We start from the raw sequence: 25654 nt of genomic DNA, 5'->3' as shown, positions 1-25654 counted from the left end.
GCGATGCACGACGCCCTCGACCTCCTGCGCGACTTCCACTTCGCCCAGCCCTTCTGGCTGCTCGGCCTGCTCGTGCCCGCACTGCTGCTCCTGGTGCCGCCCACGCGGCGTGCGGAAGGCAGGGACATGGCCAGGCTCGCCCGCTACGCCGACGCGCACCTCCTGCCCCACCTGCTGCGCGCCACGCCGGAGACGGAGCGGCCGCGCCGCCACCTCGGCCTCTGGTCCTCCCTCTGGGTGCTCGGTGTCCTGGCGATGGCAGGCCCGCGCTGGGACTACACGGACCTCCGGGTGGAGCGCCCGGGAGACAGCCTCCTGGTCCTGCTGGACGTGTCGGCGTCCATGCGGGCCGCGGACGTCAGGCCGAACCGTCTCTCCCGCGCCCGGCAGGAGGTCGAGGACCTGCTCGACCGGGCGGCCGGCGTGCGGGTCGGGCTGGTCGCGTTCGCCTCGGTGGCCCAGGTGGTCGCGCCCATCACCGAGGACTACGAGACCGTCCGCCACCTGTTGCCGTCGCTCTCCCCCGACCTGGTGCGCATGCAGGGGAGCCGCCCGTCCGCGGCCCTCGACCGTGCCGAGCGCGTGCTCGCCGGGCAGGCCCCGGGAACGCGCCACGCGCTGGTGCTCCTCACCGACGGGGACTTCGTGGAAGAGGGGCTCGAGATCCGGGCCGCCGCGCTCGCGGCGAAGGGCATCACGCTCCACGTGCTCGGCGTGGGCAGCCCCGAGGGGGCCACGGTCCCGGGGGCCTCCGGCGAGCCGGTCCGCGGGCCGGATGGCGCGCCGGTGCGCTCGCGCCTGGAGGGGCCGAGGCTCGAGGCACTGGCGCGGGCGGGCGGCGGGACCTACCGGTGCGCCGACTATCGGGACGGCGACACCCGGGCCGTGTTGCGGGCGATCGCCCGGGCCGCGGACTCGGGCTCGGGCCGGGAGTACACCTACCGGGTCTGGGAGGAGCGCTACCCCCTGCCCCTCGCCGGCATGGCGGTGCTCCTCGTGTGGGCGTGGCGGCGGGTGCGGGCGTACACGACGCCGGAGGCCCATGGGCGCTAGGCGCTGCACGGTCTGGGGCACGATCCTGGCGCTGGCCGCGGGCTGCGCCGCCCCTTGCTGGCCATCCGCGGCGCTCGCCGCGGACCTCTTCGGCTGCCCGGAGGACGAGGCCCGCGACCTCTTCGCGCGGGGGGAGTTCGATGCGGCGGCCGCCCTCTTCCGGGACGAATACCGTCGCGGGGTGGCCCTCTACCGGGCCGGGCGATTCGCGGAGGCGGCCCAGGTCTTCGAGCGCGTGGACCGCGAGGCGGTACGGCTCGATGCCCTGTACAACCTCGGGAATGCCCGCTTCCATCTCGAGGACTACCGGGGTGCCGTGCAGGCCTACGAGGAGGTGCTCAGGCGGGACCCGAGCCGCGAGGACGCCGCACACAACCTGAACCTCGCCATGCAGGGGCTTGCGGAGGCGGCCCGGGCTGGAGAGGAGCCCGAGCGCGAGGCGCAGGTCCGCAAGCCGCGCGAGCCCGAGCCCGAGCCCTCTCGGCCCCAGGAGGCCCGGTCCCCCAAGGAGCGGCAGGAGTCCCGGTCTTCGGAGAGCCAGCAGCAAGAGAGCCAGCAGCAAGAGAGCCAGCAAGGCTCCCAGCAGCAGGAAGGGCAGCAGGGCTCCGAGCAGCAGCAAGGCTCCGAGCAGCAGGAAGGGCAGCAGGGCTCCGAGCAGCAGCAAGGCTCCGAGCAGCAGGAGGGCCAGCAGGGCTCCGAGCAGCAACAGGGTTCCCAGCAGCAGGAAGGGCAGCAGGGCTCCGAGCAGCAACAGGGCTCCCAGCAGCAGGAAGGGCAGCAAGGCTCCGAGCAGCAACAGGGCTCGCAGCAGCAGGAGGGGCAGCAAGGCTCCGAGCAGCAGCAAGGCTCCCAGCAGCAGGAAGGGCAGCAGGGCTCCGAGCAGCAACGGGGCTCCCAGCAACAGGGGCAGGCCGGGTCCCAGCCGGAGGCCGGGCAGGAGGGTGGTGCTCGGACCGGGGGGACCGACGAAGGCGAGGATGGTCCCGAGGAATCGTTCCCGGAGGGAGAGGGGAGCGCCGAGTCGCAGGGCGAGGCCGGCGCCGAGCCGCGCGAAGGGGAAGGCCGGGAGGGCGGGACGCAGCGGGACGAGGCGGGACAGGAGACGGGGCAGGACAGGCCTCCCGAAGCGCCCCCGGAGCCCGACCCGGCGAAGGTCGGGGCGCAGGAGAACGGGGAAGAGCCGTCTCCGGGAGCGGCCGAGCGCGAGCCGCCGCAGCCTGGCCCGGGTGAGAAGGAGGGGGAAGACTCCACGCCGACGCGGGCCGGGGAGCCCCAGCCCCAGCCCCGGTCCGAGACCGGAGAGCGCGAGGGTGCCGCTTCGGGGAAGCCCCCGGAAGGGCTGCCCGGCAAGGGCGGGGAGGAGCGTGGCGACCGGCCCAGGGACGACGGCGCGAGCCGGGCCGTGGACCGGGTGGACCAGATGGGCGGGGGCGCGCCGCGCCCCGACGGCGACGCGCCGCCCGGGGCCGGATTCGACCCGGCCCTGGGGAAGACCGGAGCCGGACCGTCGGTCCCCGATTGGGTGGTCCAGCAGTGGCTCGAGCGGGTCGACGCGGACCCGGGCCGTCTCCTGCGCAACCAGTTCAAGGTCGAGGAGTCTCGGGTCGAGGAACGGACCGGGGGTGCCCTGGTCGAGCCGAGGCCCTGGTGAGACCCGGTGGAGCGAGGTCGAGTGCACGCGATGACGGTGGGGACGGGTAGGCCGGGTTTGCCGAAAGTGTGGCCGTGGCTCGTGGCGGCCCTGCTCGCGCCGTCCCTGGCGTGGGGACAGGCGGGACTGTGGGCCGAGGCCAGCGTCGGCCAGGACAGCCCCCGGGTGCAGGAGACCGTCGTCTACACGGTCCGTGTGTTCAGCCCCATGAATCTGCAGAGCGTGGAGCTGACGCCGCCGTCCCCCCCAGGGGCGGCCGTGGAGGAGCTGGGAAGCGGCACCGCCTCCAGCCGGACGGTGCAGGGCCGTTCCTACGTGGTCAACGAGTACCGCTACGCGCTCACGCCCATCACGGCCGGAACGCTGGAGGTGGGTCCCGCCCGGCTGACGGTGTGGCCCGCCTCGGGGATGCCGGGGATGGCTGCCTCGCCGTGGGGCTCGCGGTCCATCGGTCTCGCGACCCACCCGCTGCGGCTGACGGTGCAGCCTCTGCCGCCCGATGCGCCGATCCCGTTGCGCCTCCTCGAGGTCGAGGCCCAGTGGAGTCACGGCGACACGGCCGGGGTCGGTGAGCCTCTCACGCTGACGGTCGTGTCGAAGGCCGTCGGCGCCGTGGGTGCCCGGCTGCCGAGCGTCGCCCCGCTGGTCGAGGGACGCGACTTCAAGGTCTACCCGGAACGGCCCCAGCTGGAGTGGGCGTGGGGGGGGGCGGGAGACGAGCTCTTGGGGCGCCGGACCGAGACCTTCACGATCGTGCCGACCCGGGAGGGCAACCTGACGTTCCCTGCGCTGGACGTCGCCTGGTGGGACCTGACGGCCAGCGCCGAGGCCCACGCCAGGGTCGAGGAGAAGCGGATCCGCGTGGGGGACTCCGCTCTCACGGGCCCCGGTGGGGCGGGCGCGCAGGCGTGGCGCTTCGTGCGGGAGCGTCTGCCCGACCTGGCCTGGGTGCGGGTCGCGCTACCGGTCGCAGCCGGGCTCTCGTTGGCGTTCCTGGTGGGGTGGTGGGTCGGCACGGCGCGCACCGGGGCAGGGCGCACCGGGGCAGGGCGCACCGGGCCGGGGCGCGGGGGGCCTGAGGCACCGCGGCCGGCGGCCCCGGCGGCGGACGCGCCGGCGCCTGCGGCCCTGCGCTCCCCGGCGCAGACCCCTGCCGCGCGGCCTGCGCGGCGGCCGCCCCCCCGTCGTCCTGGTTTGCGGGAGCGGCTGGCGATGGTGATCGGCGAGCCCCTGGGCCGGGCGCTCGGCGGTGCCCGTCGGGTCACCCGGCGGCTGGTGGTCGGGGTGGCGGCAGCGACCCCGCTGCGCGTGAAGGCGTGGTGGTGCGTGCGTTGCGCGGTGCGCGAGGAGCACCCCGAGGGGCTCTGCCGGGTGGTGCAGCACTTTGCCTGCCGCTCTCTCAACATGGCGCCGACCGCGCCGCTGCCGGTGATCGGCGAGCGCCTGCGCTCGGGCGGAGAGCGAGAGGGTACCGTCACGCTCCCGCGCATGCTGCAGGACCTCGACCGCGCCACCTACGCGGGGCACGCGCTGGACCTGGGGGCCTGGAAGCGGGAGTTCCGGCGCCGGTTCCGGCGGGCCGTCGCGAGCTCCGAGCGGGCGCGCCAGGGGCGGCCCCGGCGCGGGCTGCCCGACCTGAATCCCTGATAGCATCTCCCCATGGCCCGCAAGCTGTACATCAAGACCTTCGGCTGTCAGATGAACGAGCACGACAGCGCCCGTACTGCCGACCTCCTCGCGGCGGCGAGGGGGCTCGTCCTGACCGAAGACCCCGAAGAAGCCGACGTCTTGCTGGTCAACACCTGCTCGGTGCGGGAGAAGGCCCAGGAGAAGGTGTTCTCGCAGCTCGGCCAGTGGCGCCCGCTGAAGGCCCGCCGGCCCGGGGTCGTGATCGGGGTCGGAGGGTGCGTGGCGAGCCAGGAGGGCGCGGCGATCCGGGCGCGCGCCCCCTATGTGGACATCGTCTACGGGCCCCAGACGCTGCACCGGCTGCCCCGCCTGCTGGACGAGGTGGAGCGCTCCGGGCGGGCGGTGGTGGACGTCTCCTTCCCGGAGATCGAGAAGTTCGACCACCTGCCCCCCCAACGGGTGCAGGGGCCGAGCGCCTACGTCACGGTGATGGAGGGGTGCAGCAAGTACTGCACCTACTGCGTGGTGCCATACACCCGGGGCGAGGAGGTGAGCCGCCCGCTCGACGACGTGGTGGCGGAGGTGGCGGGGCTCGCCGCGGGGGGCGTGCGCGAGGTGACCTTCCTCGGCCAGAACGTGAACGCCTACCGGGGGGCGAGCCAGGACGGCACGGTGGCGGACCTCGCCCTGCTCGTCCGGTGCGCGGCGGAGCTCGAGGGCATCGGGCGGATCCGCTTCACCACCTCCCACCCCGCGGAGATGACGGACTCCCTGATGGAGGCCTTCCGTGAGGTGCCGGCCCTGGTGGGGCACCTGCACCTGCCGGTGCAGAGCGGTTCAGACCGGGTCCTGGCGCGGATGAAGCGTCGCCACGGCGTCTCCCACTACCACGAGGTCGTCGAGCGCCTGCGCGAGGCGCGACCCGGTATCAGCCTGTCCTCGGATTTCATCGTCGGTTTTCCGGGCGAGACCGAAGAGGACTTCCAGGCCACGCTGGACCTGGTCGACGCGCTGGGGTTCGACCACTCCTTCAGCTTCGTCTACAGCCCGCGCCCGGGCACTCCCGCCGCGGCCTTCCCCGACGACGTCCCGCTGGAGACCAAGCGCGAGCGGCTCGCGGCGCTCCAGGAGCGCCTGGCCCGCGCCGAGCGGGCCGTCGCCGAGGCGATGGTCGGCACCACGCAGGTCGTGCTGGTGGAAGGCCCCTCGCGCAAGGACCCCTCGACGCTCGCGGGCCGCACCGAGAACAACCGCGTGGTGAACTTCGCCGGTGACCCAGCGCTGGTGGGCGCGTTCGTCCCGCTGGTCATCACCGAGGCGCTGCCGAACAGCCTGCGGGGCCGCCGGGTGGGATCCTCCGGCGCCCCGGCGCGGGTGTGACCGTCTTGGGCCCGCCCTCCGTCGTCGACCTGGTCCTGGAGCCCGCCGACAACCGGCGCCTGGCGAGCCTCTGCGGTCAGTTCGACGAGCACCTGCGCCAGGTCGAGCGCCGTCTGGGGGTCGAGATCGAGCGCCGGGGTCAGCGCTTCCGGCTGCTCGGCGAGCCGCAGGCCGCGCGCGCGGCCGGGCAGGTCCTCACCGCCCTCTACGGCGCCAGCACCGCGGCCGAGCCGCTCACCCCCGCCGAGGTGCACCTCGCCCTGCAGCAGGCGGGCATCGACGCGGCGCTGGCCGGGGAGGCCGAGGCGCCGGTCGAGATCCGTACGCGGGGTGCGGCCATCCGGGCCCGGGGCGGCAACCAGGCGCGCTACCTGCAGAACATCCGCACCCACGACGTGAACTTCGGGGTGGGGCCGGCGGGCACCGGCAAGACCTATCTGGCGGTCGCCGCCGCCGTCGAGGCCCTGGACGCGGAGCGGGTGCGCCGGCTGGTCCTGGTCCGGCCTGCGGTGGAGGCAGGGGAGCGGCTCGGCTTCCTGCCGGGCGACATGGCTCAGAAGGTCGACCCGTACCTGCGGCCGCTCTACGACGCCCTCTACGAGATGCTCGGGTTCGAGCGGGTCGCCCGGCTCATCGAGCGCAGCGTCATCGAGGTCGCACCGCTCGCCTTCATGCGGGGTCGCACCCTGAACGACGCCTTCGTCATCCTGGACGAGGCCCAGAACACCACCGTGGAACAGATGAAGATGTTCCTGACCCGCATCGGCTTCGGCTCTACCGCGGTGGTGACGGGGGACGTCACCCAGGTGGACCTCCCCCGCAGCCAGCGCTCGGGGCTGCGGCACGTCACCGAGGTCCTGCGCGGGGTCGAGGGGATCAGCTTCACCTTCTTCAACTCCCGCGACGTGGTGCGCCACCCCCTGGTCGCCCGCATCCTCGACGCCTACGCGGCGGCGGAGCGCGAGAGCGAGGGGGCTGGCACGGGGGGTGGGGGGGTCACCCCGGGTACGGGGAGCGGCCCCCGGGAGCGGCCGTGAGCGAGCCCGGGGCCGTCGCGGTCGCGGTCCGCGTCCAGTACGCCGTCCCGAGGCGGGGCCTGCCGGCGCCCGCGAGCTTCCGGCGCTGGGCCGGGGCGGCCCTCGCCGGGCGGCGTGCCGTGGCCGAGGTGGGGGTGCGAGTGGTGGACCGGGAGGAGGGGGCGGCGCTCAACCACCGCTATCGGGGCAAGGACGGCCCCACCAACGTGCTCTCCTTCCCCTTCGATCCGCCCCCGGGCGTGGACCTGCCCTGGCTCGGCGAGCTCGTCCTGTGTGCGCCGGTGGTGGAGGAGGAGGCCGGAGTCCAGGGAAAGGCGCCGCGCGACCATTGGGCGCATCTGGTCGTTCACGGTATCCTGCACCTCGTCGGCTACGACCACGGGAGCGAGGCCGAGGCCGCGGCGATGGAGCGGCTCGAGGTCGAGGTGCTCCAGGGCCTGGGGATCGACGACCCCTACGGGGACAGGGACAACGACAGGGACAACGTATGAGTGAAGACCGACCTACCGGCGGTCCCAGCTGGCTCGAGCGGCTGGGCCACGCCCTGCTCGGTGAGCCACGGGACCGGCAGGAGCTGATCGAGCTCCTGCGCGACGCCGAGCAGCGCCACCTCCTCGACCCCGACGTGCTGGCGATGGTCGAGGGCGCCTTCCAGGTCTCCGAAATGCAGGTCCGCGACGTCATGGTGCCCCGTGCCCAGATGGTCGTGGTGGAGCGTGACGCGCCGTTCGAGGAGATCCTCCGCGCGGTGATCGAGTCCGGGCACTCCCGGTTCCCGGTCATCGGCGAGAGCCGCGACGAGGTGGTGGGGATCCTGCTCGCCAAGGACCTGCTGCCGCCGCTGGCCCGGCCGCGCCCCGGCCCCTTCAACATCCGCGAGTGGCTGCGTCCCGCCGTGTTCGTGCCGGAGAGCAAGCGGCTCAACGTCCTGCTGCGGGACTTCCGCAGCACCCGCAACCACATGGCGATCGTGGTGGACGAGTACGGCGGGGTCGCCGGCCTGGCGACCATCGAGGACGTGCTCGAGCAGATCGTGGGCGAGATCGACGACGAGTACGACGTCGGCGAGGACGAGGGCTTCATCCGTCGGCACGGCGACGGGGAGTTCATCGTCAAGGCCCTCACCCCCATCGAGGAGTTCAACGAGGCCTTCGGGACCGAGTTCAGCGACGCCGAGCTCGACACCGTCGGCGGACTGCTGCTCAAGGCCTTCGGCCGGCTGCCCGAGCGGGGCGACCGGGTCTCCCTGGGCGGCCTCGACTTCGAGGTCCTGAACGCCGACGGCCGGCGGGTCCACCTGGTCAAGGTCCGCACCCCTGAGCCGAAGCCCTGAGCGCGGCGCGCGCGAGCGCCTCCTCGACCTGCTCGCCGGCACCCTGGGGGCAGCCCTGCCGCTCGCCTTTGCCCCCTGGGAGCTCTCCCCCCTGGCGCCCGTCCTGCTGGCTGGCCTGTTCGCCCTGTGGCTCGCCTCCGAGGGCGCGGGGCTGGCCGCGTGGCGCGGGTGGCTCTTCGGTCTGGGGCTCTTCGGCGTCGGGACCTCCTGGGTGCGGGAGAGCTTCACCTTCAGCGACGTGCCGCCGGCGGCGGCGCTCGCCCTCACCCTCGCCTTCGTGGCGTTCATGGCCCTCTACCCGGCCGCCCTGGGGTATCTCCAGGCCCGCCTGGGGCGGGGGCTGTCGTGGCGCTGGCGGGCCCTGGCGCTGCTGCCGGCCGCCTGGGTCCTGGTGGAGTGGGTCCGGGGCTGGCTCTTCACCGGGTTCCCCTGGCTGCAGGTGGGGTACAGCCAGGTCGGGGCGCCGCTCGGCGGGCTCGCGCCCGTGCTCGGCGTCTACGGGGTCGGCTGGGCCGTCGCACTCAGTGCGGGACTGCTCCTCGCGCTCGCGCGGGGCGGTGTCCCGGTCCCGGCGCGAGTGGCGGCGGGCGCCGCCCTGGCAGCCCTGTGGGGCCTCGGCTGGGGGCTGGGGCACGTGGAGTGGACCCGGCCGAGCGGCCCGGCGCGCAGCGTCGCCGTGGTCCAGGGCAACGTCGCCCAGGACCTCAAGTGGCGCGACGAGCAGCGTGCCGCGAGCATGGCCCACCACCTGGCCCTCACCCGCGCCCACTGGGACGCGGACCTCGTGGTGTGGCCGGAGACGGCGGTGCCCGCCTTCGCCCACCGGGTGCAGGGCTTCCTCGCCGAGCTCTCGGACGAGGCGCGCGCGCACGGGGCGGGCGTGCTGCTTGGCGTCCCCTTCCGGGACGTGGAGAGCGGGCGCTACTTCAACAGCGTCATGGCGCTCGGCTCCGAGCTGGGCGTCTACCACAAGCGCCACCTGGTCCCGTTCGGGGAGTACGTTCCGTTCTCGCCGGTGCTCGGGCGGGTGCTGGACCTTCTGAACGCCCCGATGTCCGACTTCAGCGCGGGTCCCCCGGGCCAGCCGCCGCTGGCGGTGGACGGCCTGCGGGTGGGCGTGTCGGTGTGCTACGAGGACGCCTTCGGGGAGGAGGTCATCGACGCCCTGCCCGCCGCCGACCTCCTCGTGAATCTCAGCAACGACGCCTGGTTCGGGGACACGGTGGCACCCCACCAGCACCAGCAGAAGGCGCGCATGCGGGCGATCGAGACCGGCCGCGACCTGGTGCGGGCGACCAACACCGGCATCTCGGCCATGATCGACTGGCGCGGCGCCGTCACCGGGCGGGCGCCCCAGTTCCAGTCGGTGGTGCTGCGCGGTTCGGTCACGCCGCGGTCCGGGACCACGCCCTACGCGGCGCTCGGCAACGCGCCCGTGGTGTTCGGCGCGGGGCTCACCCTGCTCGCCGTGGGGGTCCTCGGTGCTTTTCGCTCCCGCCGTGTCTAACATAGGCGAAGTGCACCGCTCAGGCACCTTTCGCCCCCTCGAGTCCAGCGCCATGTCTGCCCACCTCTGGACCCGCCTGATCCCCGCCGTCCTGGCGATCTCCCTGGCCCCTGGTCCCCTCGCTGCCGCGGGGCCGGCGGGAGTCGACCCGTTTGACACCCCGTCCTTCCAGGACGGCCCGGGGTCCCGCGAGATGGCGTACCCGGACTGGTTCAAACACAGCTTTCTCGACCTGCGGGAGGACGTGCAGGAGGCGGCCGCCGAGGGCCGCAGGCTGGTCGTCTACTTCGGGCAGCGCGACTGCGCCTATTGCCAGGCCCTCCTGGAGGTCAACTTCGCCAAGGGGGACATCGTCGCCTACACGCGCCGGCACTTCGACGTCGTGCCCATCGACATCTGGAGCGACGTGGAAGTCGTGGACACCCGGGGCGAGCGGTTGTCCAGCAAGACGTTCGCCGAGCGGGAGAAGGCCCAGTTCACGCCGACCCTGATCTTCTACGACGAGCGGGGCGAGGAGGTGTTCCGCCTGCGGGGCTATTACCCGCCCTACGACTTCGGGGCCGCGCTGCAATACGTCGCGGACGGGCACTACGGACGCATCGGTTTTCGCGACTACCTGGCCCGCGCCGAGCCCAACCTGCGGTTCGAGCCCGAAGACCTGGTGGACGACCCCCTGTTCGCACGGCCTCCCTATCTGCTCGACCGGTCCCGCTTCCCGGCGGAGCGTCCCCTCGCGGTGTTCTTCGAGCAGCCCCAGTGCCACGCCTGCGACATCCTGCACTCCGAGCAGCTCCGGGACCCCAGGATCCGCCAGGTGCTCGAGCAGTTCGAGGTGGTCCAGCTCGACATGCGGTCCGGGACGCCCATCGTGACCCCGGACGGTCGGAGGGTGACTGCCAGTCAGTGGGCACAGGATCTGGGCCTGTTCTACCCCCCGACCGTGCTGTTCTTCGACGAGAGCGGCCGGGAGATCATCCGGGTCGACTCGGTGGTCCGCTTCCACCGCCTGGCCTCCGTCCTCGACTTCGTCCTGAGCAAGGACTACCTGTCTCAGCCGTACTTCCAACGCTGGCGCGAGGACCGTGCCGGGCGCACGCCCCCCCCGGGGCTGCCGGCGCCGCCAGCGATTCCGCCCTCGCCTGTGTCCCCGCCTTCCCCCGAGTCCCCGACGCCCCCCTCGCTGCCGGTGGCTTCTCCGTAGCCGCGCGGACATGGGTGCCAGGGTCCGCGCAGGGGCCCGTCTCGGCCCCCGGGGCGAACGTCCGGGCCGCGGGGGCGGGAGCTATACTCTCTACGCCCCTGCGCAAGGCGCAGACGAGGATTTGCTCATGGCAATCGCAGCAACGGTCGAAGAGTACCTGCGGGTCAAGGGGGTGGAGTACGACCTGGTCACCCACCCGCACACGCACGCGAGCTGGGAGACCGCCCACCTGGCTCGGGTGCGGGGCAACTACCTCGCCAAGGCCGTGGTGCTCGCCGACGAGCAGGGCTACCTGATGGCGCTCGTTCCCGCCACCCACCACATCCAGCTGGCCTGGCTCGACGAGAGCCTCGGCCGGCACCTGGGTCTGGTGACCGAAGAGGACCTCTCGAGCCTCTTCCCGGACTGCGAGGTGGGCGCCGTGCCGCCCTTCGGGCCCGCCTACGGGGTGCGCACCGTCGTCGACGAGGCGCTCTTCGAGCTGCCGGAGCTCTTCCTCGAGGCGGGCGACCACCAGAGCCTGGTGCAGATGTCCGGCCGCCAGTTCCGCGCTCTCATGTACGGCCACAAGGTCCCACGCTTCAGCGTGCACCTGTAGGGCACGCCCACCTCCGCCTCCGCCTCCGCCGCCCCCTCCGCCAACCCTTTCGGCCTGTCCGTGCGCCGGTGCGCCGGCGCCGCCGTCTGAAGATTTTCCCCGCGGGGCCGATGGCAGCCGGGATGGATACGCAGACAGGGTCTCCGCCGGCGCCGGACAGTCCGCTTCGCGTCGGTATCCTGGGCGCACCGGAGCGGGTGCGCGAGCGCTTCGCCGCACTCTTCGACGCGGCGGGCGAGGGCGCGTGCACCCTGGTGGAGGCGCCGGCCGCGGAGGTCCTGCTGGTGGACCTGGACGCGGAGGGGGCGCGGGCCGCGTGGCAGGCCTACCACCTGCGCGCCCCTGCCGTCCCGGTGCTTTTCCTGGGGGCGGACCCCGGTGCCGCGCCGCCGGACCACCGGTTCCTGCTGAAGCCCGTCGGGCCGAGCCTGCTGCTGGCCGAGCTGGCGAGCCTGACGGACGGGGAGGGAGCGCACCCGGCGCCCACCCCGGTCTCCCCGAATCGCGGGCGCCCCGCCCCCCGTGCCCGACAGGTCCCGCCGGCCCGTGCGGGGGACGAGGGCCCGCACGCGGCGTGGCACACGCCCTGGGAGAGCACGGTGGCCCTCGCGCGCCGGGGCCCGGACCCGCTCACCGAGCGCGTGGACTCCGTCGCCACCGGGGCCGAGACGCCGAGCGCGACGGAGCTCTGCGGCGATGCCGAGGACGTGGACCTCGCCGACCCGGGGGCCGTCGCTGGTCTCTTCCTGGACACCGACGAGCGCTTCCTCGGTGCCTGCCGGATGGTCGTCGCGCGTGCGGCAGCCAGCGGCGGGGCCTGGGTGTTGCGCCTGGGCGAGCACGCCCTGCGGGTGGAGGAGGAGGGGGCGGCCGTAGGCACCGACCTGCCCCGCCAGGCGCTCTGGGAGCTCTGCCAGGCCGAGCGCCTGCCCGAGCCGCCCCGGGTCGAGCCCGCGCCCCCGGAGGGGGCCCGCGGAGCGCCCGTGGAGCGCACCCACTGGGAGAGCGCCGAGGCCTTCCTCTGGCAGATGGCCCTGTGGACGTACCGGGGGCGGCTCCCCGCCGGCACCGCCGTGCACGGCCGCGTCTATCTGGCGCGATGGCCGAACCTGACGCGTATCCCGGCGGTGCCCCAGGCCGCCCGGGTCGCGTCCCTGTGGCTGGCCCAGGCGGTGTCGCTCGCCTTCACCGTCGAGGTCCTCGCCGTTCCCCAGCGCCACGTCTTCGCGTTCTACGGGGCCGCGCACGCGGTCGGCCTTGCCGGCCAGGCCCGCCGGGCCTCGGACCGGCTCTTCCAGCCGGAGGCGCCCGGCCCGGCGGCGAGCCGCCCGCTGCTCGGGGTGGTCTCGGCGCGCCTGCGCGGCCTGGTGGGGCGCTGAGCCGCCGTGTCCCAGCTGGCCCCGGGCGTGATGGTCCAGGAGTACCGCATCGAACAGGTGCTCGGTGTCGGTGCCTTCGGCATCACCTATCGGGCCACCGACACCCACCTGGGGATGGCGGTGGCGCTGAAGGAGTTCTTCCCCCGCCAGCTCGTGCGGCGCGGGGAGGACGGGACGGTCGTCGCCAGCAACGCCGAGAACGCCCCCGTCTTCGACTGGATGAAGAGCCGCTTCGTCGGTGAGGGGCAGGTGCTCGCCCGGTTCCGCCACCCGAACATCGTGAGGGTCTGGCGCTACCTCACCGGGAACGGCACCGCCTACATGGTCATGGACTTCGAAGAGGGGTCCAGCCTGGCGGACTGGCTGCAGCGGTCCGAGACGCCCCCCGACGAGGCCTGGCTGCGCCGGGTCGTCGTGCCGGTCCTCGAGGGCCTGCGGGAGGTGCACCGCAAGCGCTTCCTGCATCGGGACATCAAGCCGAGCAACATCCTGCTGCGCGAGGATGGCCCACCCTGCCTGCTCGACTTCGGGGCCGCGGAGGTGGAGCTGGGGCCGAGCCGGGATTCGGCCAACGTCCTCACCCATGGCTACGCGCCGATCGAGCAGTACGGCCACCGCGGGCCGGTGGGGCCGGCCTCGGACCTGTACGCCCTCGGGGCGACCCTCTACCGCTGCATCTCGGGGCGGCTGCCCACCGACGCCCGCGTCCGTCAGGGCGCGCTCGCCGAGGGGCGTGGCGAGCCCATGCGCCCGGCCAGGGTCATCGGCCGCGGGCGCTACACGCGGGAGTTGCTGGAGCTGGTGGACTGGATGACCGCGCTGCGCCCCGAGGACCGCCCCCGGTCGGTCGGCCAGGTGCTGGCGCGGTTGGGCGCCGAGGCGGGGGAGCGGGCCGGCGGCCAGGCGACGGGGGGGCTGCAGCTGCACCACCGTCTGCTGTTCGTGGGGACCGAGGGCGCCGGCAAGCGCTCGGCGATGGCCGCCCTCTGCGACGGGCCCCTGGCCACCCGGGACGCCCGCTTCGCCTTCGGGTCCCAGGCCCCGCCCGGGGAGGTCCTGAGCTACGGCCGGCTGCTCCTGCTGCCCGGGGGGCAGCTGCACCTCTACGGCATCGAGCTCCCGCGCCAGGCCCGGGCGCTGGCGGCGGCGGTCGACCGGGGTGTGCTCGGGCTGGTGTTCCTGGCGGACAACCGGTCGGAGGAGCCCTTCCGGGACCTGGGCCTGGGGCTCCCTTTCCTCGAGCAGCTCCCGGCCGGTGCGGGTGCGGGGGTGGCGGTGACGCACACGGACTATCTGGCGCGCCCCGGGGTGGCCGAGTACCACGCGCACCTCAGGCGCCACTCTCCCCGGGCAAGGACCCGCCCCCCACCGGTCTTCGAAGTGGACGCCCGCAGCCCCCGCGAGGTGGGTCTTCTCCTGCAGGCGCTGCTCTACTCCATCGACCCCGGGGCCTGAGTCCTTCCCGAGCGGCTATGCTGTGCAGCCGTGAAGTTCTTCATCCGCACGCTCGGCTGCAAGCTGAACCAGCTGGACTCCGCCCGGCTGGCGGGGGCGCTCGCCCGCGCCGGCCACGAGCGGGCCGCCTCGGAGGAGGAGGCCGAGTGGGTGCTGGTGAACACCTGCACGGTGACCGGGGAGTCGGACCGCAAGTCCCGGCAGGCGGCCCACGGCGTGGCCCGCGCCCACCGTGGGCTCGTGGTGCTGGGCTGCTCGGCCCGGGTCGACGCCGAGCGCTGGCGGGCGGCGATGCCGGAGGCGCTCGTCTTCGCCGACGACGCGGAGCTCCTCGCCCACTTCCGCGCGAGCGGCGAGGACCTGCCCTTTCCGCTCACCTCCCGCACGCGCCTGCCCGTGGTGGTGCAGACCGGCTGCGACGAGCGGTGCGCCTTCTGTATCACCCGCGTGGCGCGGGGTCCGCACGTGAGCCTGTCGGCGGCCGCGGTGGTGCGCCAGGTCGCCGAGGCCGAGGCGCGCGGGGTGAGCGAGGTCGTGCTCACCGGCGTGAACCTGGGCGCCTGGGGCTGCGCGACGACGCGCCGGCCCGGCGGGACGCGGCTGCCGGAACTGCTCGAGCGGCTCCTCAGGGAGACGGGCGTCCCGCGCATCCGGCTCTCCTCGCTCGGCCCCCAGTACCTGACGCCGGCCTTCTTCGACGCCTGGTCCGACCCGCGGGTCTGCGACCACCTGCACCTGTCCGTGCAGAGTGGCTCGCCGGCGGTGCTGGCGCGGATGGAGCGCGGCCACGGCGTCCCGGAGGTCCTCGCGGCGGTGGAAGCGGCCCGGCGCACGCGCCCCGACGCGGCCCTCACGGCGGACCTGATCGCAGGACTGCCCGGGGAGACCCCCGGCGAGCACGCCGAGACCCTGCGGCTCGCGCAGGGGGTCGGCTTCGCCCGGCTTCACGTCTTCCCGTACTCCGCGCGCGAGGGCACGCCGGCAGCGAGCATGCCCGGGCAGGTACCGGTAGCGGTCCGCAAGGCGCGGGCCGGCGAGCTGCGCCGGCTCGGCGATCGGACCCGGGCGGCATTCGTCCGCTCCCAGCTCGGCAGGCGTGCCCACGTGCTCGCCGAGACCGACGGGACGGGTCTCACCACGAACTACCTCCGGCTGCGGGTCCCCGGTGTCCCCGAGGGCGAGCTGACGGAGGTCGAGGTCACCCCCGAGACCCTGGCGGACCGCGGCTGACGGCTGTCGGCCGCCGGTTCCCGCAGGGGCGAGGCCCCGTGCCTACCGGGACCCGGCGTAGAACGCGGCGAGCGCCTCGATGTCCTCGTCGCTCACCGCGGCGAGCATCCCGCGCATGGGCGTGGCGGCGGGCGGGATCGGCTTGCCGGCGTCCTTGTAGTCGCGCATCTGGAAGCGGAGATAATCCGCCGCCTGTCCGGCGATGCGTGGGAAGGTCGGCACCAGCGCTACCCCGTTCGCCCCGTGGCAGCCCGCGCAGCCGCTGGCCCCGTGGACCTGCTTGCCCCGCTCGGTGAGCTTGGCGTTACCCGTCGAGCTGCTCGGGACCCAGGGCTTGGCCGCGAAGAACTTCGCGGTGTCCAGGAGCTGCCCCTGGTCGTAGCCCCTGGCCACGCGATTCATGACCGTGGCGAAGCGGGTGCCGTCCTTGTAGGCGGCCATGGTCGAGGCCAGGTAGGCCTCAGGGAGACCCCCGATGTTGGGCGTCGCGCCGACGCTGGCGCCGTTCGTGCCGTGGCAGCCGCTGCAGGTGTTGGAGACCACCGTCCCGTCGCTCACGGCGGCCATGACCGAGGCGCTCGCGACGAGGGCGCCCACGGCGATCGCTCCAGACAGCTTCTTGTTGCGCATCGAAAACCTCCCTGACCCCCGGTCGTCCGAATGGCATCGGCAACGTGAATCATGTCCCCCGGCATGTCTTTGACCTGGGGCAACATTTCTCCCGGTGGGCCGTCTCCCGCCCCCCCGCGGGGACCGGTCCGCCGGGGACCGAACCGCGCCGCTCGCCTTGTAGTCGCCGGGGCCTGTTGGCATGATCGAACGACAGGTGGCAGCGGGCGGCGCCACCCGGATACCCCATGGCACACATCCAGACCGATACGAGCCGTTCGGAGGCAGCTTCACCCGCGCCGCAGGGTGGCGCTCTCGAGGCCCGCGCGAGGCCCTTCGCCGGGCTCCCGGAGCCCGGGACGCGCCGCTTCGAGATCGTGGTCTACGCATCCCTCCTCTCCTTCTTCGCGCTCGCCGCCTCCGGGCTGGTCCTCGCGTACGTCCTCGTGCGGGACATCCGCGCGCTCTCGGCCAACGTGGACCTGCAGATGAACCGGCACCTGGGGGCGGTTTCCCAGAGCATCGACCAGCTGGTCGAGACCATCTCGGGCATGAGCGCCACCGTCGCGGGGATGGGCAACGACCTGCGCGCCATGGACCAGCAGGTGGCAGCGATGAAGGGAGACACCGGGGTCATGGCAGGCAACACTGGCGCCATGGTCTCTGAGATGGACCGCATGGAAGCCCACATGGCCGTGATGGCGGGCCGTCTGCACGCGCTCGATCCGATGGTGGCCAACACGGCTGCCATGAGCGAGCACATGAAGAGCATGTCGATCAGCATGGGGCTGCTCTCGCGCGACGTCGGCCGACCGCTGAACTTCATGAACCAGGTCGCCCCCTGGTAAGCGCGGGCTCCGCCCGCGACCCTTCGAGGTCAATCCAGATGAACGAAACCGTCGAGGCTCCTCGCATTCGCGAGATCCCGTACAACTACACGTCGTTCTCGGACCGGGAGATCGTCATCCGGATCCTCGGCGAGCCCATGTGGGAGGTGCTGAACGAGCTCCGCGGCCAGCGCCGCACCGGGCGGTCGGCGCGGATGCTCTTCGAGGTCCTGGGTGACATGTGGGTCATCCAGCGCAATCCCTTCATCCAGGACGACATGCTGGAGAGCCCGAAGCGCCGGGCCTCGCTCGTGCACGCCCTGCACCACCGGCTCGACCAGATCGTGGCCCGGGCCTCCGGCAACACGCTCGCGCTCCAGCTGGCGGCGAGCGCCCGCGAGGCCGTGGGCCGGTTCGAGAGCTGGCTCGGGCGGCAGCAGGAGTTGCGCCGGGAGGCGATGCGCCGGTTGTCCCGGGTGACCCGCAAGGACAACGTCCAGTTCGACGGCTACGCGCGCGTGTGCCACGTCACGGACGCCACCGACTGGCGGGTGGAGCTCCCGTTCGTGGTCGTGGCCCCCGACACCGAAGAGGAGGTCCCGCGGGTGATCGCGGCCTGCGTCGAGAGCGGGCTGACCGTCATCCCGCGTGGCGGCGGCACGGGCTACACGGGCGGGGCGGTGCCGCTCTACGCCGAGACCGCCGTCATCAACACCGAAAAGCTGGATGCGGTGGGCCGCCCGGAGCTCAGGCCGATCCCGGGCGTCGATCGGCCCGTGCCGATCGTGCGGGTCGGGGCCGGCGCGGTCACCAAGCGGGTGGCGGAGGCGGCGGACGCCGCGGGTTACGTCTTCGCGGTGGACCCGACCTCCCAGGACTCCTCCACCATCGGCGGGAACATCTCGCTGAACGCCGGGGGCAAGAAGGCCGTGGCCTGGGGCTGCGCCCTCGACAACCTGGTCTCCTGGCGCATGGTGATGCCCGACGGGGCCTGGCTCGAGGTCGAGCGCCTGAACCACAACCTCGGCAAGATCCACGACCTGGGGCACGGTGAGTTCCGGGTAACCCGCTACCGGTCCGACGGGCGCGCGCCCCAGGGCGAGTCCAGGGTGCTGCGCATCCCCGCGGCCGAGATCCGCCGCCCGGGCCTCGGCAAGGACGTCACCAACAAGTTCCTCGGTGGTCTCCCCGGGGTGCAGAAGGAAGGCTGCGACGGGCTCATCACCTCGGCGGTGTTCGTCCTGCACACGAAGCCGAAGCACCTGCGCACGGTCTGCCTCGAATTCTTCGGCACGGTCAAGGATGCGGTGCCGGCGATCGTCGAGACCAAGCGGTTCCTCGACCAGGAGCCGGGTGTGTTCTGCGCCGGCATGGAGCACATGGACGAGCGCTACGTGCGCGCGGTGCGCTACACCACGAAGGCCCCGCGGCCCGACCGGCCGAAGATGGTCCTGCTGCTCGACGTGGCCGGCGACGACGAGGACGCCGTGGCGCGGGCCGCCTCCCAGGTGGTGAAGCTCGCCAACGCCCGCGCCGCCGAGGGGTTTGTCGCGGTGAGCGCCGAGGCGCGACACCGCTTCTGGCACGAGCGCTCGCGCGTCTCCGCCATCGCCGCGCACACCAACGCCTTCAAGATCAACGAGGACGTGGTCATCCCGCTGGAGCGCCTCGGCGATTACAGCGACGGCCTCGAGCGCATCAACATCCAGCAGTCCGCGCGCAACAAGCTGCGCATGGTGGACGCCGTCGACGCCTACCTGGCGGGCGACATGCCGGAGCTGCGCGAGACGCCCGACCTCGAGGCCAGCGCCGAGGCCGACGCGATCCTCGCGGCGAAGCGCGGCGCGGCCCGCGAGGCCCTGGCCCGGGTCCGCACGCGCTGGAGCACCTTCCTCGACCACCTGGACGTGCCCGCGGCGTCGCTCTCCGACCTGCTGGAGCCGGCGGTGCGCGAGCGCATGCGCGAGGGCGACCGGCTCTTCGACCTCCTGCAGCGCCGCGACCTGCGGGTCTCCTATCGCCAGGAGGTGGAGCGCCCCCTGAAGGAGGTATTCCAGGGGCGGGAGTTCGACGGCGTGCGCCGGCGCCTGGACGCGATCCACGCGGAGATCCGTTCGAGCCGCCTGTTCGTGGCGACCCACATGCACGCCGGCGACGGCAACGTGCACACGAACATCCCGGTGTTCTCGAACGACTACGAGATGCTGCGCGAGGCCGACCGGATCGTCGACCGGGTGATGGAGCTCGCCAGCTCCCTCGGGGGCGTGATCTCCGGCGAGCACGGGATCGGTCTCACCAAGATGGCCTACGCCGACCCCGAGGTGCTGGAGGCCTTCGCCCGCTACAAGGCCGAGGTCGACCCCGAGGGCCGCTTCAACCGGGGCAAGCTCGCTGTGGGCTCGGGGCTGGCGAACGCCTACACCCCCAGTCTGCGCCTGGTGCAGCAGGAGGCCCTGCTGCTCGAGGCGAGCGAGCTCGGCGAGCTGAACGACATGGTCCGCAACTGCCTGCGCTGCGGGAAGTGCAAGCCGGTCTGCACCACCCACGTGCCGCGGGCGAACCTGCTCTATTCGCCGCGCAACAAAGTCCTCGCCACCGGCCAGATCATCGAGGCCTTCCTCTACGAGGAGCAGACCCGGCGGGGGATCTCGCTGCACCACTTCGCCGCGATGAACGACGTGGCCGAGCACTGCACCATCTGCCACAAGTGCGAGAAGCCCTGTCCCGTCGACATCAATTTCGGCGAGGTCACCGTGCGCATGCGGGAGATCCTCAAGGCCCGCGGGCAGAAGCGGTTCAGCCCCGGGACCTGGGTCTCGATGAAGTTCCTGAACGCGAGCACCCCGGGCGCGGTGAAGGTGCTGCGCAAGGGGCTCATCGAGTGGGGCTACGCGACCCAGCGCCTCGCCACGACCCTGGCCTCGAAGCTCCAGTGGACCGGCAAGGGCGCGCTGCCGCCGGCGACCACCGGGGCCCCCGGCATCCGGGAGCAGGTCGTGCACCTCGTCAAGCGCCCCATGCCGGCGAGCGTCCCGAGCCAGCCCATGCGCTCGCTCCTCGGGGTGGAGGACGAGCGTTACGTCGCCATCCTGCGCGACCCGGCCCGGGCGAGCGAGGAGTCGGGGGGCGTCTTCTACTTCCCGGGCTGCGGCTCGGACCGGCTCTTCAGCCAGGTGGGCCTCGCCACGCTCGCGATGCTCTACGAGCTCGGGGTCGAGACCGTGCTCGCACCGGGCTACCTCTGCTGCGGCTACCCCCAGGCGGCGGGGGGCGACAAGGCGACCGCGACCCGCGTGTCGACCGGCAACCAGGTGCTCTTCCACCGCGTGGCCAACACGCTCAACTACCTGGACATCAAGACCGTCCTGGTCTCCTGCGGGACCTGCCTGGGGCAGCTGCAGACCTACCAGCTGCAGCAGATCTTCCCGGGCTCCCGGCTGCTCGACATCCACGAGTACCTGGCCGAGAAGGGCGTGGCGCTCGACGGGGTGAAAGGGGTGCGCTACCTCTACCACGACCCCTGCCACACCCCGATCACGACCCAGAACGCCGTCGCGCTGGCGAGCAAGCTGATGGGCCAGCCGGTGGTGCTCACGGACCGCTGCTGCGGCGAGGCCGGCAGCTTCGCGATCTCCCGTCCCGACATCGCCACCCAGGTGCGTTTCCGCAAGCAGGAGGAGATCGAGAAGGGCATCGCCCGCCTCGACCAGCAGGGCCAGACCGGCCGGCTCAAGGTCCTCACGACCTGTCCGGGCTGCCTGCAGGGGCTGTCGCGCTACCGGGACGAGGTGGACCTCGAGCCCGACTACATCGTCACCGAGCTCGCCCGCTACCGCCTGGGCGAGGACTGGCAAGAGCGGTTCCTCGAGCGCGTGAAGAGCGGCGGGATCGAGCGGGTGCTGCTCTAGCGGCTGTCGATCACCCCCGGCCCCACGGACCTCAGGGACATCCACCTGAAGGGGCTGGCCAATGGGTGGAGTTCCCGCCTGCCCCGCTGCCGGCTTGTCTCCTGCGGGGGGTGTTGGCATGATGTGCAATCATTCTGAGGCTATAGAGTGATGGCATGTCCAACCTGACCCTCCGGGGACTCGATGAAGAGACCTCAGCCCGCCTGAAGCAGGCGGCGCAGTCCCGGGGCGTGAGCGTCAACCGCCATGCCCTGGAACTGCTGCGCCGGGGGCTCGGGCTGGTGCCGAGAAGCCGGGGCGAGCGGCACCATGACCTGGACCATCTGGCCGGGACCTGGTCCGAGACGGACGCCCGGGAGTTTGCCGACGCCCTCGCGGCCTTCGAGCAGATTGACGAATCGCTCTGGCGATGAAGCGCATCCTGGTCGATACCAATGCCTACGCCGCGTTCAAGCGGGGCGAGCCGGGCGCGCGGGACATCGTGCAGATGGCCGATTTCCTGGGGGTGAGCACGGTCGTGCTCGGTGAGTTGCTCGGCGGCTTCGTCCTCGGGGCTCGAGCCGAGCGTAACCGGGCCGAGTTGGCCGCTTTTCTCGAGTCTCCCCGGGTTGTCGTGTTGCCGGTTAGCGAGGCGACTGCAGGGTTCTACGCCTCGGTCTTCGCGGCCCTGCGGCGCAAGGGACAGCCCATCCCCACCAACGACCTCTGGATTGCAGCGACGGCACTCGAGCACGGATTCGCCCTGTTCACCTACGACGGCCATTTCCGGGCGGTCGACGGACTCCTCGCCGGCAGCCGCCCCGAAGACTTCCTGCCCTGAGCGGCGCTGATCGCCTTACTCCGCCGGCAGGAAGTGGCAGACGTAGTGATAGGGTGCGCCGGCCACCTCGATGTCGAAGCGGGTGTTGCCGGGAACGCGGAAGGATTCGCCCGCCCCGTAGGTACGCCACTCGCTCTCGCCCTCGATCCGCACGCGGCAGTCACCCGCCACGGTCTCCATGAGCTCCGGCACCCCGGTGCGGAAGGTGAGCATCGACGGGAAGATGACCCCCACCGATTTCTTCGTGCCGTCGGGGAGCTCGACGGTGTGTGAGACGCACTTGCCGTCGAAGTAGACGTTGGCCTTGGGGAGAACGGTGACGTTGTCGAGCGTGGACATGGTGTGACCCGGGGTGGCTAAGGAAGGCCCCGATTGTAGGAGAGACCGGGCGGCGGCGCCCCATCTCCCGGGCGATGCGCTTGGCACCCCAACCCAGCGACGCCAGCTTGAGCATCGCCCGGACCTCCTCAGGCGTCTGCATCGCCTGCCCCCGTCGTTCCACTCGGGCCGGTGAGATTGCGCAACCGCTTCGTGCACTTGGACCTTCCTTCCGCGAAGGGGGGCAATTTCTCGTGTCGTCAGGGGGTCAGTTTGTCGTGTCGCCTGACAGCAATGCCGTGCCCGAAAAGTACTGGTACCTCGCGGGGGTCCATGCCCCTCATCCGGGAACCGGAAAAGGCAGACGGGCAAGCTTGAGGACAGCCCCGTCGCTGGTCTCCCGCTAGCGGGGAGGGGCCGGGGGATGCTGGACTACTCTCGATACTCAGTCAGCCGGCGGGACCGAGAGCCTCTGCTGTCGTTCATGACCGGGGCTCTCGAAGCCAGTGGTTGTCGCGTCCTGCACTGCTCGGTTCCAGACGAAGCTCCGTTTCGGATTTCCTTTGAGGCACCGGACGGCGAGCGAATGGGCGTGATTGCGTGCGCGTTCCTGGCCAATCGACGGCAGACGAAAAACCGACCACCCGACGAGCGACGGTTCCAGCCTGAAATACGGGCCTAATACGTCCGAGCTCCATGTGCTCTGGCAGGACCCGTACGAGCTCTACACGACGGTTCTTGTCGGCATCGACCCTGTGGAAGGCTGCTTCGTAGGTGCCGATCCCGTCCTGCACAGTCCCACGCGATTCTTCATCTCGATTGAGCTCAAGGACGAGCATGTAGAGCTGATCCGGCGGCACGGCTGGGCCGCCTGGGAGCGAGCAAGCCGGAGTGTCAGGGGCATCGCCCAGCCCGTGGAGGTGCTCGTCGGAGGGCTACCGGGGGCCTTTCTCCGCTACGTCCGTATGGAGCGGGCAGCTAAGGGGCTCGACGCGGGGTACCGTCAGTTGCTGGCCGAGAAACTGGCGAGTCTTTCGGTTCATGAGGGTCTGGCGATGGTGCACGGTCGGACTCCGAAGCTGCCGCCTGACAACTTGCACGGGCTGGCGAAGAAGCTCCAGCTCAGCGAAACGGAGATCCTGGACCTGATCCAGAGCGCCCCGCGACTCAAGATGGCCGTCCGCGGCTGGGTCGCCGAGGAACACTTGGTCCGGACGCTGCAAACCTACCCGGAGACCTCCACCTGCCGTCGCCTGAGGGCCGAAGGTGGGCCTGACGTGTTGGTCGCGCTCCGGGGTGGGGCTGATATCGCCATCGAGTGCAAGAACATCCTGCGGTCGAAGACCAGCGTGGGCGAGTACCGCCTCGATTTTCAACGGACGCGGGCATCCAACGGATTGGTCTCCTCGTCGGCTCCTGCATCCAGGGCAAAAAGCGCGAATCGGAGCAAGGACACGGCGGCCGAGCTCCTGCTGCGACGGCGCCTCTGGAGACTGGGCCTGCGATACAGGCTGCACCGGCGCGAACTTCACGGCTGCCCCGACTTGGTCTTCCCGCCTGCACGGGTGGCTGTGTTCATCGACGGCGATTTCTGGCATGGGCGCGACTGGGAGCTGCGAGAGGCTCGTCTCGCAAAGGGCGGCAATGCGTCGTATTGGACGGCGAAGATCGCCTACAACCGGGAGCGGGACGCGGAGAATGCTGCTCTGCTGGAGGATGAGGGCTGGACCGTGCTGCGGGTGTGGGAAGGCGATGTGAAACGCAGCCCTCAGGAGGTCGCCGCACAGGTGGCCGCCATCGTGCTGGGTGCCCGGGGTGACCGTCAGCGCGGGAGCCGCCGGCGGTAGAAGCGCAGTTCGTCGCGCTCCAGGACCTCGAGGGCGCCCTCGGCAAGGAGGGACTCCACCAGGCCCCAGTCGGCGTGGTCCTGGGCGAGCAGGCGACGCACGGCCACCTCCCGCATGGGGTGCACGGCCGTGATGGCGAGGAGATCGGAGCGGGCGTCGCCGCTGTGGGCGAAGTCCTGGGTCTCGTGCCCGGCGAGCACCTCGACCCGCGGCAGGCGCTCCAGGAAGATGGCCCGTGCCCGCGCGAGGGCGGGCGCGTCCGCGCCCCGGACCGCCGACGCCGCAGTGGGGCGCACCGGCACGGCGAGGTAGGCGGTGTGCGGGTGGATCTCGGCGAGGAAATCGGCGGTCGCAGTGACCCGGTCCTCGTCGTCGTTGACCCCCGCGATCAGCATCGTGTCCGAGTAGAGCTTGCCGCGGAAACCGTGCGCGAAGTCCCGGATCCCCTGCAGGATGACGGGCAGGGACAGCGCGCCGTGGGGATGGTCGACCCGCCGCCAGGCGTCCTCGTCCACCGTGTCCACCTTGACCGAGACCAGATCCGCGTCGGCGAGCCGGGCGCGGACCTCTTCGCGCCAGAGAAGGCTGCTGTTCGTGATCACCGCGATCGGGATGCCGAGGGGCCGGAGAGCCCGGATGCTCTCCCCCAGACGGCTGTCCAGGGTGGGCTCGCCGTCCGGGACGAAGCTCAGGTAGTCGACCCGCCCGCCGCTCTCGCGGACCTTCCGCAGGTGCTCGGAGACGGCCCGCAGGATCTCCTCGGGCGGGAAGAAGTCCCGGGGCTCGACGCTGCGGTGCGTGGTCGGCCCCACCTGGCAGTACCGGCAGCCGTAACTGCAGGTCTTGGCCGGGATGTGGTTGATGCCGAGGCTCTGTCCCAGGCGCCGGGAGGGGATGGGGCCGAAGGCGATGTGGTGCTCCTGGCTGTCGCTGTCCATAGTGGTGTGGTCCTGCCCTGTCTCTGCTCGGGTTACGCGCTCCATCGGCCCATCGGCCCATCGGCCCATCGGCCCATCGGCCTGTCAGCCGTCCACGATGACCGGAGACCGCGCCTGCCTAACCGCCCTCGGCGGCGCCGGCGAAGGCCGCGGGCGGCGCGGAGCGCAGGTCCTCCTCCAGATACTTGCGCATGCCGGCGGCGTTGCGCACGGCATACCCCGCCTGGTCGTTGTCGAAGAACAGGAAGACGTCCTTCTGGCCTCTTCCCGCCCATTGGCGGGCCTTGGCAGCCCAGTCCCGCAGTTGCGCCTCGCCGTAGCTGCCGGCGTAGGGTGAGGCTCCCGGCCCGTGCAGGCGTACGTAGACGAAGTCGGCGGTCGTGACCAGCGGCGTGGTGACCCCGCCGGCGTCGAAGACGCAGAAGGCGGCGTTGTGTGCGCGCAGCACGGCGTAGACCTCCTCCTGGTGCCAGCTCGGGTCACGGAATTCGAAGGCGGACCGCAGGCCCGCGGGGAGGAGGGCGAGCACCTCCGCCAGCCGGCTCGGGTTCGCGTGCCAGCGCGGCGGCAGCTGGAACAGGACAGGCCCGAGCTTCGGGCCGAGGAGGCGGGCCCGGGCGAGAAAGGCGGTGAGCGGCTCGGTGCAGTTGCGCAGCTTGTGCAGGTGCGTGACGGTGCGCGGGGCCTTCAGCGCGAACAGGAAGTCTTCCGGCGTCCGGGCCCGCCAGGCGGCGAAGGTCGCTTCCTCGGGGAGCCCGTAGAACGTGCTGTTGACCTCGACCGCGTGGAAGTCCCGGGCGTAGTGCGGGAGCCACTCGTCCGCGGGGAGGTCCGCAGGGTAGTAGGGGCCTTGCCAGTGGCGAAAGCTCCAGCCGGAGGTCCCGACGCGGACGGTGGGCTCGGTGCCCGACGCGTGGCTCACGGCAGGGCCGAG

General features: G+C 72.2%; 22 protein-coding genes. 18 read left to right on the top strand and 4 right to left on the bottom strand.

Going from position 1 to position 25654, the window contains the following annotated elements:
* Positions 1–3 precede the first annotated feature (3 nt).
* The 13 genes from KA217_08935 (at position 4) to KA217_08875 (ending at position 15453) form a co-directional block, all read left to right on the top strand.
* On the top strand, positions 4–1053 hold the full coding sequence (locus KA217_08935; protein ID MBP7712572.1) for a VWA domain-containing protein: 1050 nt from the start codon (positions 4–6) through the stop codon (positions 1051–1053).
* The gene (locus KA217_08930) at positions 1043–2704 is read left to right on the top strand and encodes a tetratricopeptide repeat protein (protein ID MBP7712571.1); all 1662 of its coding nucleotides are present in this window, start codon (positions 1043–1045) and stop codon (positions 2702–2704) included. The genes KA217_08935 and KA217_08930 overlap by 11 nt, the downstream gene beginning before the upstream one ends.
* Positions 2705–2761: 57 nt before the next feature.
* A complete protein-coding gene (locus tag KA217_08925) occupies positions 2762–4351 on the top strand; it encodes a BatD family protein (GenBank protein ID MBP7712570.1) in 1590 nt (529 codons plus the stop codon).
* 12 nt (positions 4352–4363) lie between these two features.
* On the top strand, positions 4364–5713 hold the full coding sequence (gene miaB, locus KA217_08920) for a tRNA (N6-isopentenyl adenosine(37)-C2)-methylthiotransferase MiaB (GenBank protein ID MBP7712569.1): 1350 nt from the start codon (positions 4364–4366) through the stop codon (positions 5711–5713).
* Between the two features lie 5 nt (positions 5714–5718).
* A complete protein-coding gene (locus KA217_08915) occupies positions 5719–6750 on the top strand; it encodes a PhoH family protein (protein MBP7712568.1) in 1032 nt (343 codons plus the stop codon).
* Entirely contained in the window at positions 6747–7241 is a 495-nt protein-coding gene (gene ybeY, locus KA217_08910) for an rRNA maturation RNase YbeY (protein ID MBP7712567.1), read from the top strand. The genes KA217_08915 and ybeY overlap by 4 nt, the downstream gene beginning before the upstream one ends.
* Entirely contained in the window at positions 7238–8083 is an 846-nt protein-coding gene (locus tag KA217_08905; protein MBP7712566.1) for a CBS domain-containing protein, read from the top strand. Before ybeY ends, KA217_08905 begins: the two co-directional genes overlap by 4 nt.
* The gene (lnt, locus tag KA217_08900; protein ID MBP7712565.1) at positions 8067–9590 is read left to right on the top strand and encodes an apolipoprotein N-acyltransferase; all 1524 of its coding nucleotides are present in this window, start codon (positions 8067–8069) and stop codon (positions 9588–9590) included. Before KA217_08905 ends, lnt begins: the two co-directional genes overlap by 17 nt.
* Before the next feature lie 52 nt (positions 9591–9642).
* Positions 9643–10791 (top strand): thioredoxin fold domain-containing protein, encoded by a 1149-nt coding sequence (locus KA217_08895; protein ID MBP7712564.1) that lies wholly within the window; start codon positions 9643–9645, stop codon positions 10789–10791.
* A 127-nt stretch (positions 10792–10918) separates the two neighbouring features.
* A complete protein-coding gene (locus tag KA217_08890; GenBank protein ID MBP7712563.1) occupies positions 10919–11389 on the top strand; it encodes an aminoacyl-tRNA deacylase in 471 nt (156 codons plus the stop codon).
* Positions 11390–11511: 122 nt separating this feature from the next.
* On the top strand, positions 11512–12768 hold the full coding sequence (locus KA217_08885) for a hypothetical protein (GenBank protein ID MBP7712562.1): 1257 nt from the start codon (positions 11512–11514) through the stop codon (positions 12766–12768).
* Positions 12769–12774: 6 nt separating this feature from the next.
* Positions 12775–14223, top strand: a complete 1449-nt coding sequence (locus KA217_08880; GenBank protein MBP7712561.1) for a protein kinase — start codon at positions 12775–12777, stop codon at positions 14221–14223.
* Positions 14224–14253: 30 nt separating this feature from the next.
* Entirely contained in the window at positions 14254–15453 is a 1200-nt protein-coding gene (locus tag KA217_08875) for a MiaB/RimO family radical SAM methylthiotransferase (protein ID MBP7712560.1), read from the top strand.
* Positions 15454–15495: 42 nt separating this feature from the next.
* Here KA217_08875 and KA217_08870 read toward each other — a convergent pair whose 3' ends face one another.
* Positions 15496–16083 (bottom strand): c-type cytochrome, encoded by a 588-nt coding sequence (locus tag KA217_08870; protein ID MBP7712559.1) that lies wholly within the window; start codon positions 16081–16083, stop codon positions 15496–15498.
* A gap of 227 nt (positions 16084–16310) precedes the next feature.
* Here KA217_08870 and KA217_08865 point away from each other — a divergent pair, with 227 nt between their 5' ends.
* From KA217_08865 to KA217_08850, 4 genes are all read left to right on the top strand, one after another.
* A complete protein-coding gene (locus tag KA217_08865; protein ID MBP7712558.1) occupies positions 16311–16910 on the top strand; it encodes a hypothetical protein in 600 nt (199 codons plus the stop codon).
* 38 nt (positions 16911–16948) lie between these two features.
* Positions 16949–20797: a DUF3683 domain-containing protein gene (locus tag KA217_08860; GenBank protein ID MBP7712557.1), complete on the top strand. Its 3849-nt coding sequence runs from the start codon at positions 16949–16951 to the stop codon at positions 20795–20797.
* A 155-nt stretch (positions 20798–20952) separates the two neighbouring features.
* Positions 20953–21210 (top strand): antitoxin, encoded by a 258-nt coding sequence (locus tag KA217_08855; protein MBP7712556.1) that lies wholly within the window; start codon positions 20953–20955, stop codon positions 21208–21210.
* Positions 21207–21617: a type II toxin-antitoxin system VapC family toxin gene (locus tag KA217_08850; GenBank protein MBP7712555.1), complete on the top strand. Its 411-nt coding sequence runs from the start codon at positions 21207–21209 to the stop codon at positions 21615–21617. Before KA217_08855 ends, KA217_08850 begins: the two co-directional genes overlap by 4 nt.
* Before the next feature lie 15 nt (positions 21618–21632).
* Here KA217_08850 and KA217_08845 read toward each other — a convergent pair whose 3' ends face one another.
* The gene (locus KA217_08845; protein MBP7712554.1) at positions 21633–21956 is read right to left on the bottom strand and encodes a pyrimidine/purine nucleoside phosphorylase; all 324 of its coding nucleotides are present in this window, start codon (positions 21954–21956) and stop codon (positions 21633–21635) included.
* 575 nt (positions 21957–22531) lie between these two features.
* Here KA217_08845 and vsr point away from each other — a divergent pair.
* The gene (gene vsr, locus KA217_08840) at positions 22532–23782 is read left to right on the top strand and encodes a DNA mismatch endonuclease Vsr (protein MBP7712553.1); all 1251 of its coding nucleotides are present in this window, start codon (positions 22532–22534) and stop codon (positions 23780–23782) included.
* On the opposite strand, the gene KA217_08835 is transcribed toward vsr, so the two are convergent.
* Positions 23758–24720, bottom strand: a complete 963-nt coding sequence (locus tag KA217_08835) for a radical SAM protein (GenBank protein ID MBP7712552.1) — start codon at positions 24718–24720, stop codon at positions 23758–23760. The two genes, vsr and KA217_08835, sit on opposite strands and share 25 nt — an antisense overlap.
* A 118-nt stretch (positions 24721–24838) precedes the next feature.
* Entirely contained in the window at positions 24839–25642 is an 804-nt protein-coding gene (locus KA217_08830) for a DUF72 domain-containing protein (protein ID MBP7712551.1), read from the bottom strand.
* Positions 25643–25654: the final 12 nt, after the last annotated feature.

The organism is Gammaproteobacteria bacterium (genome assembly GCA_017999615.1).
In the GTDB taxonomy this organism is placed as follows: domain Bacteria; phylum Pseudomonadota; class Gammaproteobacteria; order JAABTG01; family JAABTG01; genus JAGNLM01.
Note: the sequence above shows the minus strand (reverse complement) of the source record. Positions and strands in the feature narration are given on the sequence as shown.

What these genes read in the sequence shown, in the direction of transcription:
- KA217_08865 (MBP7712558.1), top strand. Translation starts at nt 16,311, where the DNA reads ATGGCACACATCCAGACCGATACGAGCCGTTCGGAGGCAGCTTCACCC.
- KA217_08935 (MBP7712572.1), top strand. Translation starts at nt 4, where the DNA reads ATGCACGACGCCCTCGACCTCCTGCGCGACTTCCACTTCGCCCAGCCC.
- KA217_08845 (MBP7712554.1), bottom strand. Translation starts at nt 21,956, where the DNA reads ATGTCCACGCTCGACAACGTCACCGTTCTCCCCAAGGCCAACGTCTAC.
- KA217_08860 (MBP7712557.1), top strand. Translation starts at nt 16,949, where the DNA reads ATGAACGAAACCGTCGAGGCTCCTCGCATTCGCGAGATCCCGTACAAC.
- KA217_08890 (MBP7712563.1), top strand. Translation starts at nt 10,919, where the DNA reads ATGGCAATCGCAGCAACGGTCGAAGAGTACCTGCGGGTCAAGGGGGTG.
- miaB (MBP7712569.1), top strand. Translation starts at nt 4,364, where the DNA reads ATGGCCCGCAAGCTGTACATCAAGACCTTCGGCTGTCAGATGAACGAG.
- KA217_08885 (MBP7712562.1), top strand. Translation starts at nt 11,512, where the DNA reads ATGGATACGCAGACAGGGTCTCCGCCGGCGCCGGACAGTCCGCTTCGC.
- KA217_08870 (MBP7712559.1), bottom strand. Translation starts at nt 16,083, where the DNA reads ATGCGCAACAAGAAGCTGTCTGGAGCGATCGCCGTGGGCGCCCTCGTC.
- KA217_08895 (MBP7712564.1), top strand. Translation starts at nt 9,643, where the DNA reads ATGTCTGCCCACCTCTGGACCCGCCTGATCCCCGCCGTCCTGGCGATC.
- KA217_08835 (MBP7712552.1), bottom strand. Translation starts at nt 24,720, where the DNA reads ATGGACAGCGACAGCCAGGAGCACCACATCGCCTTCGGCCCCATCCCC.
- KA217_08850 (MBP7712555.1), top strand. Translation starts at nt 21,207, where the DNA reads ATGAAGCGCATCCTGGTCGATACCAATGCCTACGCCGCGTTCAAGCGG.
- KA217_08855 (MBP7712556.1), top strand. Translation starts at nt 20,953, where the DNA reads ATGTCCAACCTGACCCTCCGGGGACTCGATGAAGAGACCTCAGCCCGC.
- KA217_08905 (MBP7712566.1), top strand. Translation starts at nt 7,238, where the DNA reads ATGAGTGAAGACCGACCTACCGGCGGTCCCAGCTGGCTCGAGCGGCTG.
- KA217_08930 (MBP7712571.1), top strand. Translation starts at nt 1,043, where the DNA reads ATGGGCGCTAGGCGCTGCACGGTCTGGGGCACGATCCTGGCGCTGGCC.